The sequence below is a fragment of the Thiovibrio frasassiensis genome (assembly GCF_029607905.1).
GTDB classification, from domain to species: Bacteria; Desulfobacterota; Desulfobulbia; order Desulfobulbales; family Desulfurivibrionaceae; genus Thiovibrio; species Thiovibrio frasassiensis.
In genome coordinates this window covers 839,085-852,315 of the sequence record NZ_JAPHEH010000001.1, presented here as the reverse complement: position 1 = coordinate 852,315, position 13,231 = coordinate 839,085, and the positions used below count along the sequence as shown (strand labels likewise).

Here is a 13,231-nt window from a genome sequence, read left to right as displayed (position 1 = left end):
CTGTGATTGCTTGCCTGCCGCCGATAAAGGGGTTTTTGGAGACCTCCTTTATCGACTGGCCCGGTAAGCTGTGCGCCATCCTCTTTGTGGGCGGCTGCAACTTCCGCTGTCCATTCTGTCACAATCACCCGTTGGTTCTTGCCCCGGAAGGCATGGAAACCATAGCCTTTGAGGAGATCATGAGCCGTCTGGCCGCCCGGAAAAACTGGCTGGCAGGGGTCTGTATCTCCGGCGGTGAGCCGACCCTCTCTCCAGGTCTTCCTCGGTTGATTGCCCGGCTCAAGGCAGAAGGGTGGGCGATCAAGCTCGACACCAACGGCACCCGGCCGGAGGTGGTCGCCCAGCTGCTGGGGGATAATCTGCTCGACATGGTGGCCATGGATGTCAAGACGGTACTGGTGCAGGATAAATACGAGCGCTGCGCCGGAAGCGCCGTTGATCTGGGCGCGATTCAGCACAGTATCGACCTCCTATGCCACAGTGGTATCCCCCATGAGTTCCGCATGACCATTGCTCCGGCCCTGCACAGCGAAGACGACATCGTTGCCTGGGCCAAGCAGTTTGACCGCTCCCGTTCCCGCCTCAAGTTGCAAAATTTCAATCCGCGTACCACCCTGGATGTTGCCTTTGAAAAAGAGCAGGGGTTCGGGCCGGAAATATTTTCCCGCTTTGAGGCCATGGTCGCTTGAGAAGGGGGTGGCTCTTTCGAAAAAGAGCGTATTAAATCAGTGCGTTTGTAGGGCAAGCGCGGCGGAGAAAAAAATAAACCCCTCGGCTTGACAAAGGGGAAAGCATATAGTAATAAGTGGCATCCTGAATTAGCGAATACGTTACATTCACAATAATTTTTTTGTTAAAATTTTACTGAAGGAGAATAAATATGCCTACTATCGAGCATAATGGTTCAAGCTTCACCGTCGATGAAGACGGCTTCCTCACCGGCAACATGGATGCCTGGGATCAAAACTGGGTTGACTATGTTAAGGGTGTTGAGGGCATTGGTGAAATGACCGACGAACATCACAAGGTTATTGATACCCTTCGTGATTACTACAAGAAGAATGGTATCGCTCCCATGGTCCGTATTCTTTCCAAGACCACCGGCTTCCCGTTGAAGCGGATTTACGAGCTGTTCCCCTCTGGACCCGGCAAGGGCGCCTGTAAAATGGCCGGCCTGCCGAAACCGACCGGTTGTGTGTAATCCCCACGCCAGTTGATTTGTTCAGGATTGAATGAAAAAAGGAGAAGGCATTTGCCTTCTCCTTTTTTTTTGTCAAAAATCTCTAAATCTTCTGTCACAAATAAGCAAACAGTCGCAGAATCCTCTCGTTAGAAAAGCATCTCCAGGAAGTGGTTGTGGTACTCGGAAAGATCCTGGTTGCATTCGCCGCAAAAGAACTTAATCTCGCCTAAAACCTGCGATTCGTCGCCTTCCTGGGTAAAGCTGCCGTCGTCATTCTGTTGATAGCGGGTGGTCAGGACAACCCCGTCTGCGATCTCAAAAAAATCGGTATCGTTGCCGCAGTGCGGACAACGGATCCGCGCTTGGCCTTTTTGTGGAACCCTGCGTGGGGTTGCCATTTCGGTTTCCATACTCCTCCTCGCCAGAAAAATGGGGGGATTCTCATAATGATAAAAGGGCGGATTCTACGGCAGATGGAGAAAAATGTCAATTAAGAGCTTGTGAAAATGAAAACCGGCAGGGGGAAGCAAGACAGTAAGCGCGGCAGCGAGCGGGCAAAATCAATAATTACGGGATATCAATTATAACGGATGGCAAAGGCGGTCTTGTCGCCCAGGGGCTGCTCCTCTGTCACCTGTACCGTTTTGACCTCGGCTTGGGGCGAGCCGGTGTGCAGCCAGGCAATCATCTGTTCGACTTTTTCGGTCTCACCCTCCAGCACCGCTTCCACCGTGCCGTCCGGCCGGTTCCGCACCCAGCCGCTCAACTCAAGTTCCCGGGCCTCTTTCTGAGCATAATCACGAAAATAGACGCCCTGCACCACCCCTTCAACCCTGGTCACCACCCGTTTTTTTGTCATCTCCCGCTCCTCGCTTGCCTGGTCCGCCACGATCAGTTTATGGTCAGCGGCCAATAAGCCGTAAAAATTCATCCTCGCTGATAACAGTCAAGCCCAATTCCCGGGCTTTTGTCAACTTGCTTCCGGGGCTCTCCCCCAGAACAACATGGGTTACCTTGCGGCTGATGGACGAGGCAACCTGCCCGCCCAGCTCCTTGATGCGGGCCTTGGCTTCATGCCGGGAAAGGTGGGCAAGTGAGCCGGTAAAAAGAAAGACGCTGCCAGCCAGTGCGGCCTCACCCTCCGCGGCCGGTTTTTCTTCCTGAACATGAACCCCTAAACCTTCAAGCCGGGAGAGCATCTCCAGAACTGCCTGGTCCTGAAAGTAATCCACCAGGCTGGTAGCGACCTGTTCGCCGATACCTTCGATGTGTAAAAAATCAGCTTCGCCAGCGCGCATAAGCCGGGCAAGAGAACCGAAATGGCGGGCGAGCAGCTGGGCGGTTACCTCGCCCACGTGCCGGATGCCGAGAGCGGCAAGAAATTTTGCCAGAGTCGGGGTGCGGCTTTGCTGAATGGCCCGCACCGCGTTCTCCGCCGATTTGTCGCCCCAGCCCTCAAGGGGGGCCAGGTTTTTCGCCGTCAGGGTGTAGATATCGGGGATATCCTTGATAAGCCCCTGGTTGACGAGCTGTTCCACCGCTTTTTTCCCCAACCCCTCGATGTCCATGCCGCTCTTGCCGGTAAAATGGATCAACCCTCGCACCTGTTGCGCCGGGCAGTTCGGGTTGGGGCAGCGGGTTATCGCTTCCTGGCCTGCCCGCACCAGGGAAAAGCCGCATTCAGGACAGGTTGTTGGCATGACAATGGGCCGCTCGCGGCCGGTCCGGTTTTCCTCCACCGGTTTGACCACTTCCGGGATCACATCGCCTGCCCGCTGGACCAGAACGGTGTCGCCGAGCATCAGTCCTTTCCGGCGCAGTTCGTCCTCGTTGTGCAGGGTGGCCCTCCGCACCGTCACCCCGCCGATCCGCACCGGTTCCAGGACAGCCACCGGGGTTATCGCCCCGGTCCGTCCCACCCCGAACTCGACATCGAGCAAGCGGGTGGTGGCCTGGGAGGCGGGAAACTTGGCGGCGATGGCCCAGCGCGGGCTGCGGGCCTTGGCGCCCAACCGTTCTTGTAAGGCGAATTCGTTGACCTTGACCACCATGCCGTCGATATCGTAGGGCAGAGAAGGCCGTTGATCCTGGAGGGTGCTAAATTGGCTGATCACCTCCGAGATGGAGTGGCAGAGGCGGACCAGGGGATTGATCTTGAAGCCGAGGCAGCCGAGATAGGTCAGTAACCCATGCTGATCCTTACAGGGGAGGAGCGTGGGATCGCTCACCCCATAGACGAAAAAATCAAGGGGCCGGGTTGCGGTTATTTTAGGATCCAGCTGACGCAGGGAGCCGGCCGCGCCATTGCGGGGATTGGCAAACAGGGGTTCCCCTGCCTTGGCGCGTGCTTCATTGAGTTGCTTGAACTCTGCCAGGCCGATAAAGACCTCGCCCCGCACCTCCAGCCGCTGGGGAGCAATTCCCCCCTCCGGGGTCAGAAGCCGCAGGGGGATGGCAGGGATGGTTTTCAGGTTTTGGCTGATATCCTCTCCGATCAACCCATCCCCGCGGGTGGAACCAATGGTAAACAGACCCTCTTCATAGACCAGTTCAACGGCCAGTCCGTCGAGCTTTGGTTCGCTCACATAGGAGATCGGTGTTCTGCTCTGCAAAAAGCGGAAGAGGCGCTCTTCGAAATCCACGAGAGCCTCGGCGTCAAAGGCGTTCTCCAGGCTCAGCATGGGAATGGTGTGGGGTACCGTGGTAAACTGGGCCAGCGGGGCGCCGCCCACCCGCCGGCTCGGCGAATCGGGGGTGATCAGCTCGGGATGCTGCTGCTCCAGTGCCACCAGTTCCTGAAAAAGGAGGTCATACTCGGCATCGGCCAGGATGGGGGCATCCAGCACATAGTAGCGATGGGCATGAAAATTCAGCTCCTGCCGCAGCGCCTGTAACCGTTGCCGGACAGCTTCTTTGTCGGAGATGTTCAGTAAGGAGAGCTGGACCATCAGGCGGGTTTCTTGAGAAGTTTCCCGCCCTTGGCGATATTCTCATGTTGCTCCTCGTCCACGAAGATCAGGATGGAATCCTCGGGTTTTTTGGTTACCTCGGCAATAACCTTGGTCACCCCGGCGCACATCTCCTCTTTTTGCTCCCTGCTTAACGTGCCTGCAAGGCGGATGTTTACATAGGGCATGGCGTTCCTCGTGCTTGTTTTTGGAGGCTCCCCGGCAGGGAGCGGTTGCCGTACTATACCGCAGGCGAAAGGAAAAATGAAGACAGGAGAGGGGGCGAAACGGAAAATTGTCCAGCGTGGGAAAAAGCCTCCGGCCAGCTCAGTCGCCCGGCAAGGGCTCGGCTTCTTGCCCTGCCACGGTAACAGCGTGGCCCGGTATTTTTTTGGAAAGGTACATGGCCGCATCCGCTTGTTGAACGAGCAGATCTCCGTCGCGCAGATTGTCCCAATTTTCGGCGGCAATCCCGATGCTGAAAGCGACCCCTGTTTCCGTCAACCGCGGTTGACGGGCAAAGGCCTGAGCCAGCCGTTGCGCCACCTCTCTGGCTTCGGCCACGCCGCTGTGGGGAAGAAGAATACAGAATTCGTCCCCGCCGTAACGGGCGGCGATGTCCTCGCTACGCACCACCGTGCGGATCACATCGGAGACCGCGATGAGGATGTCGTCTCCCTGCTGGTGTCCCAGGGTGTCGTTGACCTTCTTGAAGCCGTCCAGGTCCAGATAGAGCAGGGCGATCTTTCCTTGGATCCGCAGGATTCTCGCGGTTTCCCTCCGCAGTTCCTCATAGAAGCTGCGCTGGTTTAAAAGTCCGGTCAACCCATCCTTGCTGGCCAAAGACGCCAGTTCCTGGGTGCGCCGGGCCACGGTTTCTTCTAGGCTCTCGGCGTATTCCTCCAGCTCTTGTCGGCCTCTGGCCAGGGCATCCATGAGGCTGAAGATATAGGTGTCAAAAACCAGCGCCAGATCAAAAAGCATGATTTTTTCCAGGGCATTCAGCCTGTCGCTGCAGACCCCGCATTTTTGGTCGGTTTCAAGGAGGATCTGGTGGCGCAACAGCGAGAAAAGGTTCCAGAGGGAGGGGACATACAGCTTGGGCGGCACGCCGATGCGTTTATGCACCATGCCGATGCGCAGCCGGGAAAGCACATATTCCATGCCGTATTCCCCGTCGAAAAGGGTCAGGATGTAGCGGGAGAGATGTTTTTTTAAGCGGGACAAGGTTTCGGAGTCGCCGATCAATCTGGCAATCTCGGGTTCCTCAACCTGCAGGGTGTAAAATCGATCCACCAGGGTCTCGACATGGGGAGCGATCAGGGGTTTCATCCCGACCATCTCCTTTTTTTCCTTCGGGCCGATGGACAAGAGCTCCAGCCGGCGGCGGATCTCCCGCTCCGACATCTTCAACTGCTCTCCCAGGTTCAAGTCAGTGGCTTTCACAGGGAATCTCCAGCGACGACCGGTGCGTGGAACCGGCCTAAGGGGGATATAGGATTATTTCGGCAAGGGCAACAGTTGATTGGCGTTTAGCAATTCAGCAAACGCTGGGCCGGGAACCGGCGGGCTGAACAGATAGCCCTGGATCTCCGTACAGTCAAGGCGTCTGAGGAACTCAAGCTGGGCAATATTTTCGACCCCTTCCGCCACAACCTCCAGATGCAACGCCTGCGCCAGGGAGATGATGATGGTCGCAATGGCCGCGCTGTTCGGATCCGTGGGTAATTCCATAATAAAGGCCCGGTCAATCTTCAGGGTATTGAGGGGCAATTTGCGGAGAAAATGCAGCGACGAATAGCCCGTGCCGAAGTCATCGAGCGCTAGGCGGATCCCTGCCTCTTTGAGTTCGTGCAGTGTCGCCAGGGCTGCCTGTTCGTTGAACATGACCGCCCCTTCCGTGACCTCCAGTTCAAGCTGGGCTGGAGGGAGTCCGCTTTCCTGTAAAATATCCATGATGGTCTGCAGCAGATTTTCCTGCATGAACTGGCGCGGAGAAAGATTCACCGAGACCACCAAGTCTTTGTTTTTTGCCAGCCATTGTTTGGTGTCGCGGCAGGCCTTACGCAGCACCTGTTCGCCCAAGGGAATGATCAGGCCGGTCTCCTCGGCCAGGGGGATGAAGTCCAGGGGGGAGATCAGGCGGCCATCACTGCTCTGCCAGCGGACCAGAGCCTCCATCCCGACAATGCGTCCCGTGCCGGTGGCCACCTTGGGTTGGTAATAGACGAGAAATTCATCGCGCTCCAGGGCCTTGCGCAGGCTGTTTTCCAGGGAAAGCCGATGCACCACCTTGGCATTCATGGCCGGGGTGAAAAGCTGGTACTTGTTTTTCCCTTCTTCCTTGGCGCGGTACATGGCAAGTTCGGCGCTTTTCAGCAGGGTATCCGCATCGCTGCCGTCATTGGGGAAGAAGCTGATGCCAATGGTCACCGTGACAAAGGTTTCATAGACGGCCAGGTTGAAGGGTTCGGCAAACAGGCCAATGGTCTTTTCCGCCATGCGGACCGCAGCCTGTTCATCCTCGCATTGTTCGATCAGGATCGCGAAATCATCGCCGCCCAGCCTTCCTACGGCATGGTCATCTCCAAGTCCAACCTTCAGCCGTTCGGCAACCTGCTGCAGCAAGGTATCTCCGATCTTATGGCCCAGGCTGTCGTTGATATGCTTGAAGTTGTCCAGGTCAAGCACCAGAACCGCTACCTGTTTGTGCAGGCGCAGTGCATGGCTGATTGCCACAGTGAAACGGTCGAGTATCAGCAACCGGTTGGGCAGACCGGTCAGGGCATCATGGTAGGCATGGAAATGCAGCTGCTCCTCGTAGCTGCGGATTTCACTCATGTCGTGGAATACCGCCACATTATGGGTAATCTGGCCATATTCGTCGGTAATCGCGGTAATGGTGAGCCATTCCGGATACACCTCGCCGTTTTTTCTGCGGTTCCAGATCTCGCCTTCCCATTTTCCTTCAGCCAGAAGGGTGGACCACATGGCGCTGTAAAACTGGGCGTCGTGGCGGTCCGACTTCAGGATGCTCGGATTCTTGCCGATGGCCTCCTCGGGGTTGTAGCCGGTGATATGGGTAAAGGCCCTGTTCACCGATTGGATGGTCCCCGTGGCGTCGGTAATGGTAATGCCTTCGATGCTGCTGTCGAACACCTTGGCGGCCAGGTCCATCTGTTCTTCGCTTCGTTTCAGCAGGGTGATATCCTGCACGATCCCGAACATCCGCAGCGGCGCGCCGCTTGTATCATATTCCACCTCGCCTTCTTCGTGGACTTCGCGGAGGGCGCCATCTTCCCGGATGATGCGATGATTGATGCTGTAAGGCGTTTTCCCGATGAGGGCGTCTTGCACTGCAGCCTGGACTTTTGGGCGGTCATCAGGATGGATATGGGCCAGGAAATTGTCATATGCGGCCGGAGTCTTTGTGGGAAGCAGGCCGAAGATCCGGTACACCTCGTCCGACCAGGACAGGAGATTTCCGCTGATATGCCAATCCCAATAGCCAAGCTGAGCGATTTGCTGCGCCTTGGCCAGATTTGCCTCGCTGATCAGCAGACGGTTTGCGCCCTGCTGGCGTTCGATGAGCAGAGCCAGGGCGTTGGCCACGCTTTCGAGAAATTTTTGCTCCGTTTCTCCGCTTGCATATCCGGCCTCGGCATAGAGCATCAGTACGCCGAGCAGCTGGTTGTCCCGGAGAATGGGAACGATGTAATGGCTTTGGTCTTCCAGTCCCGCATAGCGGAAAGCCTCTTCCGCCGGGAGATGCGGCGCGAAGATAAACCGCTGTTCTTCAGCGGCTGTGCCGCAGAGGCATTCTCCGAAGTTGATGCTGCCACAGTGTTGCAGCAGGGAGGGGGCCATGTTTTTCTGTGCGAACAGGGTGAGGGTTTTTGGTTTGGTGGTTTCTACCAGGAAAATCCCCCCCTTTGCAGTAAGCGGCAGCCAGGGAATCTCGACGATGAGTTCCAGGGCCGTGGAAAGCTGGGAGGCAAGCGAGGTCTTGCTGAAACTGATTCTGAGAAGCTGCTCGATGATCTCCTGTTGGCGGCGGATCTGCTGGAGGTTCTCCTGGGCCAGCGTGCTGGCGGTAATATCCCGGCCAAGGACCACGAGGCCCTTCCTGCTGCCGTCCGGATGAAATAGAGGGATCTTGTAGAGGTCCAAGGTGGTAAAGGCGCCATCGGGCAAAGGGATAATTTCTTTGCTTCGAACAAGGGTTCCGGCTTGCCAGGCCTTTTCGTCGCTCTCCTGGCAGGCGAGAAAAGCCTCCCGGTAAAAGGGGCTAAAGGCTGCAAGCTCACCATCTGTTTTTCCCAGATAATCGACGCCCTGCAGACGGAAAAGCTCCAGGTCGGACTGGTTGGCTTCAAGCCAGCGGCCGGCGCCGTCTTTAAAGCAGACGATGTCGGGCATGGCATCGAGCAGGCAACGGAGCCTCTCTTCGCCGGCAAGAAGCAGAGGGTCGGAGCAGGGGATATGGATCTCGGCACAAAACAGCCGGGGGAAGTTTTCCGGTGCCGCGGTCAGCCGAAACAGCGCCGCATTGCTGCCGGATACGGGCAGGGAGCAGGAAAAGGTATTTTCGTTGCCGGCCAGAAAGGTGCGAATCCTTTCTGGCGAGATTTCCCCCGCCTCTTGGCCGTCAGCGTTGCGAAAAAGTGCGGCAAAATCGTCGCCCGCCCGGCCGCCGCTCAGATGCAACCGTTGTAATGTCTCGGTCCAAGCCGCATTGCAGGAGGCAATGCGGCCGTCAGCCTCAAGAACCGCGAGCGGAAAAGAGAGGGCGGAAAGTATGCCGGGAAGATGGGAGAGAATCGTCATGGCGTGGTCTTTCTTAAAAAAAAATCCGAAGAGGAGAAATTTAGTATATTTACTATATATAGCACACGCATCTTGGTGCAAACAGGGAAAAGGGGCGGCATCCCAGGAAAAGCCGTTGCAGAAAGTTTCCAGTACTAGTAATCTTTATTAGATTAAACCTCAACCACTATTTTAGGAGGTCCCATGGATGCATCCACCCCGTTTCTTTATACCGCCAATGATCTTTTTGGCTGGATCAGCACCAAGCCCGACTTTATCCTGCTCGATGTCCGTAATGAAAAGGATTTTGCCAACTGGAGTGTCGAGGGGCCGGAATTCTTCCCTTATCTCAACATTCCCTACTTCAATTTCATGGAGGATGTGCAGGGCAGTCTTGACCGCATCCCCAAGGGGGAAAAGGTTCGGATCGTCTGCGCCAAGGAGGGCTCGGCCAAATACGTTGCCGATCTCCTGTGTCAAAATGGCTTTGGGGATGTGGGCTATCTCCAGCAGGGGATTGTCAGCTGGGGCAATGCCCTGGTTCCCAAAAAGGTTACCCCGGAGGGGCACCCCTATACCCTGTATCAGTTTATCCGGCCGGGCAAGGCGTCTTGCAGCTATCTGCTCATCTACAAAAATGAGGCCATGGTCTTTGATCCCTCGCGCAATATTGAGGCCTATAAAAGCCTTGCCGCCCAGCATGGCAGCAAGATCATCGCCAGCTTTGAGACCCATCGCCAGGCCGACTATATTTCCGGGACCCCGCAGTTTGCCGAAGAAGCAGGGTGTTCCGCCATGGTCAACAGCCTCGATTTTGAAGGCGCGGTTTTCCCCTGTAAGCCGGTCGCCCACGGCGACACCTTTACTCTGGGAGGAGACGGGCCAACGGTACAGGCGCTCCACACCCCGGGCCATACCATGGGCAGCACCTGTTATTTCATCGACAACGCCTATCTGCTGAGCGGAGACACGGTTTTCATCAACACCGCCGGTCGCCCGGATCTTGGCGGCAAATGGGAGGAATGGGCCAGGGAACTCTACCTCTCCTTGATGCTGCGCTTGCGCAGTCTCAGTGATGAGGTGCTTGTCTTGCCCGGCCATTACACAAACTGGAGCGAGGCCAACCCCTGCACCCAGATCTTTGCGATAAAACTGGGACAACTCCGGGAAAGCGTCATCGCCTTCCGGCTGCCCAATGAAAAGAAATTTGCCGAATTCATTCAGGACAACATGCGTCCGCAGCCTGGGGTCTATGCCGAGATCCGCAGGGTAAACGGGGGGTGGCTCAAGGTCAGTCAGGCCGAGGCCGATACCATGGATCTTGGGAAAAACGAGTGCGGGGCGAGTAACTACGGCAAGGTGGGGGTCAGCGCCGAAGTGCAGCGCTGCGCGATATAGTCTGAGCGCAGGGCCGGGGGTGTGGTTATTTTCCCGGGCCCTGCGTTGTTTCCTCCCCCCGTGGTGGGTTGCTCAGGGGGCACTGCTTGAGAAAGGGAAGGTCGCTTTCCTGGTGCATTTCCTGCAGAAGCAGCTCCGGGGTGTGGAGAAACTCCTCGGCCCTTCTGCGCGGGTCAAAGAATTCCTTGTTGAACGGTTTGATGAGGTTCAGGTGCTCCCAGCGAGTCACATAGTACTGGATCAGTTCGGGCAGCTCGGTGAAGATCGTCGCCTCCGGGTCCGGATCGCGGAAGCTTGACTGCCGGAGTTTGGCCGCGCTGAGGGTCTGCGTCTCGTAAAAATTCTGCAAAAACATCAGCTCTGCCGGCATGCGCGCTTCGATGCCGAGCCGGGTTATCAGCCGCACCAGCCGGGCCATGATCTCCATGCCGAATTGGGCCACCGGGAAAGGCAGGTAGATCTCCCGTGGGGTTTTGAGCTCAAGATAGGATTTGATGGTCAGGATGAGCTGGCTCAAGGAGACGGGGTTGGGATCGACAAAGTTATAGGTCTGCCCGGAAAATTCAGCTCGGTTTTCGAGAAGGTGGGCGATGAAATAGGGCAGCTTCCGGGCGTTGGAATAGGAGTGCAACGCCCCCTGCGTGGTGAACAGCACCGGCATGGACTGGTCGACAATGGCGAAAAATAAGCGGTGAAACCCCTGGATCTTGTGATCGTGGGCGCCGTAGACGATGCCCAGCCGGACACAGGTGTAGTCGAGGCCTCGGCTTCGGGATAGGTGTTCGAGGCTGAGCTCGGCCATGAGTTTGGCCTTGGTGTAGTTGGGCAGCGCCGCCTGCAGGGGCAAGCGGCGTTCTTCGCTCAGATTCTGGCCGATTGGCATGACCGCCGCTGAACTCAAATGGATATAGGGGATGCCCAGTTCCTGGGCCGCCTTGGCCAGATAGACCGTGCCTTGATAGTTTATCTCGTAAGCCAGCTGCGGGTCGCTGTCGATGGCGGCAATGGCGCAGTTGATGATGAAGGCTGGCTTGGCCTTTTCAAAATAGCGCCGGATGTCGTCCGGGTCCCGGAGGCTGAGTTTTTTGCTGTTGGGCGCAAGGATGTTGATCCGCCCCTCGGCCTGGGTCTTGAAATAATAGAGCAGGGTGCCGCCGATCAGGCCGGAGCCGCCGAGGAGCACCCCTGTTTTTTCAGTAATGGCTGGCGTCATGACGGGTTTTTCCGGGGATGTTCCGTTGAAGAGGGATGCCTGTTTGTCAGGGCTTTTTTCAGTGACAAGGGCAGCGAGACACAGTACTTAAATTGAGAGTAGCAATAAGGGGCGGGTCAGTCAACAGGAAGCGCGATCGGCCTGGCAGGTGGTCTGGACGCTTAAGGACAAGGGATGGCGATTTATAAACGACAGGAAGTGGCGACGCTGCTCAAGGGTGTGGAGCAAGGGAAGACGGTACCGGTCTATCTGCTTTTCGGGGAACGCTACCTCTGTCAGGAGATCGCCAACGACTTGGTCTGCCGTTTGCTGCCCGATGAGGCCCAACGGGTAAACAGCCTCAAGGCCATCGATGGCGATCAGGAAGAGATGGGCGCCACCGTCAACATGTTCAAAACCTATAGTCTGTTCGGCACCAGGCAGGTTATCCGGGTTATGGACTCCCAGATTCTCTATTCCAAGGTTGTGGCCAGTGGTCTCTGGGACAAGGCACGCAAAGCCTGGGGCGGAAAAGAAACGAAAAAATCCCTCCGCTATCTGGCGCAGATGCTGGCCCTGGCCGATCTTACTCCCGGAGATTGGGAGAAAGAGGAGATGGTCGCTTGCGCGCCGGGGCGCTGGCAGGAGCTGTTCGGTTTTGCCAAGCCCGATGAGCTGGCCTGGGTGGCGGAAGTCTGTACGGCAAGCGAGGGTAGCTCCCCTACGGCAGCGCCCAAGGTCGATGGGGCGGAGCTGCTGATGGCGGCTCTGGAGGCAGGGGTTCCCTCGGGCAATATTTTGATTCTCGTTGCCGAGGCTGCGGACAAGCGGAAGAAACTCTTCAAGTATCTGGAAAAGAACTGCGCGGTTGTTGATCTCTCCGTGGATACCGGTTCCAGTTCCGCGGCCCGCAAGGATCAGGACGGACTGCTCAAGGATATTGTCCAACAGAGCCTGGCCCGGTTCGGGAAGAGGCTGGAACCGCGGGCCTTGCCGGTGCTCCTTGAACGGGTGGGATTTCATCCGGTGGCCGTGGCCATGGAGGCGGAAAAACTGGCCCTTTCTGTGGGCGAGGTGGAAACGATCACCATGGACGATCTCAATGCCATGGTTGGCCGGACCCGGGAAGAGGCGCTCTATGAGCTGAACGAGGCCTTTGGCAATCATGATCTGGGTGCTTCGCTGACCATCTGCCGGCGGTTGCAGGAAAACGGCGTGCATCCGCTCATCGTGGTGGCGGGGCTGCGTAATTTCCTGCGCAAGCTCCTGCTGGTGCGGGCCATTATCGAACAGCCCGCCCCGGCCTATCCCGAGGGGATCTCCTATGCCGCCTTTCAAAAAGGGCTCCTGCCCCAGCTGCAAGAATCCCTTGGCCCGCAGCAGAAAGCGTTGGGTGGCCATCCCTTTGCCGTATACAAGAGTTTTCAGCAGGCGGAGCGGTTTACCCTGGCAGCCTTGAAGCAGGCCCAGACTGACCTGCTGGCGGCAGAATACCGGCTGAAAGGGTCCGGGCTGCCGGAATATCTGATTTTGGAGGATTTTCTTTTTTCCGTGTTGCAGGTTCGGGAACGGGCCAGGCAGTCCAGCATGGCAGGATAAGGCGACTTCCGGAAAAAGATGCGGGCCAGGGATGCGGATCAAAAAAAGATGATTATTTTTTTATTATAGGTTTGGTTGAGATTGATTGCAGGGGAGCAGGAGAAG

At 56.8% G+C, this 13,231-nt stretch carries 11 protein-coding genes; 4 read left to right on the top strand and 7 right to left on the bottom strand.

Going from position 1 to position 13,231, the window contains the following annotated elements:
• Window positions 1-35 precede the first annotated feature (35 nt).
• Window positions 36-689 (top strand): anaerobic ribonucleoside-triphosphate reductase activating protein, encoded by a 654-nt coding sequence (locus tag OLX77_RS04000; protein ID WP_307632299.1) that lies wholly within the window; start codon window positions 36-38, stop codon window positions 687-689.
• 191 nt (window positions 690-880) lie between these two features.
• On the top strand, window positions 881-1,201 hold the full coding sequence (locus OLX77_RS03995) for a TusE/DsrC/DsvC family sulfur relay protein (RefSeq protein WP_307632298.1): 321 nt from the start codon (window positions 881-883) through the stop codon (window positions 1,199-1,201).
• 128 nt (window positions 1,202-1,329) lie between these two features.
• Here the strand turns inward: OLX77_RS03995 and OLX77_RS03990 are convergent, their stop codons facing one another.
• From OLX77_RS03990 to OLX77_RS03965, 6 genes are all read right to left on the bottom strand, one after another.
• Complete coding sequence (locus OLX77_RS03990; protein ID WP_307632297.1) at window positions 1,330-1,593, bottom strand: hypothetical protein; 264 nt, start codon at window positions 1,591-1,593, stop codon at window positions 1,330-1,332.
• 167 nt (window positions 1,594-1,760) lie between these two features.
• Window positions 1,761-2,042, bottom strand: coding sequence for an acylphosphatase (locus OLX77_RS03985; RefSeq protein ID WP_307632296.1), 282 nt, complete (start codon window positions 2,040-2,042; stop codon window positions 1,761-1,763).
• A gap of 43 nt (window positions 2,043-2,085) precedes the next feature.
• Window positions 2,086-4,131 (bottom strand): NAD-dependent DNA ligase LigA, encoded by a 2,046-nt coding sequence (ligA, locus tag OLX77_RS03980; RefSeq protein ID WP_307632295.1) that lies wholly within the window; start codon window positions 4,129-4,131, stop codon window positions 2,086-2,088.
• Window positions 4,131-4,319: a tautomerase family protein gene (locus OLX77_RS03975; protein ID WP_307632294.1), complete on the bottom strand. Its 189-nt coding sequence runs from the start codon at window positions 4,317-4,319 to the stop codon at window positions 4,131-4,133. The genes ligA and OLX77_RS03975 overlap by 1 nt, the downstream gene beginning before the upstream one ends.
• A 139-nt stretch (window positions 4,320-4,458) precedes the next feature.
• A complete protein-coding gene (locus OLX77_RS03970; protein WP_307632293.1) occupies window positions 4,459-5,577 on the bottom strand; it encodes a GGDEF domain-containing protein in 1,119 nt (372 codons plus the stop codon).
• A gap of 54 nt (window positions 5,578-5,631) precedes the next feature.
• Window positions 5,632-8,958: an EAL domain-containing protein gene (locus OLX77_RS03965; RefSeq protein ID WP_307632292.1), complete on the bottom strand. Its 3,327-nt coding sequence runs from the start codon at window positions 8,956-8,958 to the stop codon at window positions 5,632-5,634.
• 183 nt (window positions 8,959-9,141) lie between these two features.
• Between OLX77_RS03965 and OLX77_RS03960 the strand changes: the two genes are divergently transcribed.
• Entirely contained in the window at window positions 9,142-10,335 is a 1,194-nt protein-coding gene (locus OLX77_RS03960) for an MBL fold metallo-hydrolase (RefSeq protein ID WP_307632291.1), read from the top strand.
• 25 nt (window positions 10,336-10,360) lie between these two features.
• Here the strand turns inward: OLX77_RS03960 and OLX77_RS03955 are convergent, their stop codons facing one another.
• Window positions 10,361-11,548, bottom strand: a complete 1,188-nt coding sequence (locus OLX77_RS03955) for an NAD-dependent epimerase/dehydratase family protein (protein ID WP_307632290.1) — start codon at window positions 11,546-11,548, stop codon at window positions 10,361-10,363.
• A gap of 174 nt (window positions 11,549-11,722) precedes the next feature.
• Between OLX77_RS03955 and holA the strand changes: the two genes are divergently transcribed.
• Entirely contained in the window at window positions 11,723-13,126 is a 1,404-nt protein-coding gene (gene holA, locus OLX77_RS03950; protein ID WP_307632289.1) for a DNA polymerase III subunit delta, read from the top strand.
• Window positions 13,127-13,231: the final 105 nt, after the last annotated feature.

Bases quoted from the DNA above. Each gene is read 5' to 3' on its own strand.
- OLX77_RS03995 (WP_307632298.1), top strand. From the start codon at position 881: ATGCCTACTATCGAGCATAATGGTTCAAGCTTCACCGTCGATGAAGAC.
- OLX77_RS03990 (WP_307632297.1), bottom strand. From the start codon at position 1,593: ATGGAAACCGAAATGGCAACCCCACGCAGGGTTCCACAAAAAGGCCAA.
- OLX77_RS03985 (WP_307632296.1), bottom strand. From the start codon at position 2,042: ATGACAAAAAAACGGGTGGTGACCAGGGTTGAAGGGGTGGTGCAGGGC.
- ligA (WP_307632295.1), bottom strand. From the start codon at position 4,131: ATGGTCCAGCTCTCCTTACTGAACATCTCCGACAAAGAAGCTGTCCGG.
- OLX77_RS03975 (WP_307632294.1), bottom strand. From the start codon at position 4,319: ATGCCCTATGTAAACATCCGCCTTGCAGGCACGTTAAGCAGGGAGCAA.
- OLX77_RS03965 (WP_307632292.1), bottom strand. From the start codon at position 8,958: ATGACGATTCTCTCCCATCTTCCCGGCATACTTTCCGCCCTCTCTTTT.
- OLX77_RS03960 (WP_307632291.1), top strand. From the start codon at position 9,142: ATGGATGCATCCACCCCGTTTCTTTATACCGCCAATGATCTTTTTGGC.
- OLX77_RS03955 (WP_307632290.1), bottom strand. From the start codon at position 11,548: ATGACGCCAGCCATTACTGAAAAAACAGGGGTGCTCCTCGGCGGCTCC.
- holA (WP_307632289.1), top strand. From the start codon at position 11,723: ATGGCGATTTATAAACGACAGGAAGTGGCGACGCTGCTCAAGGGTGTG.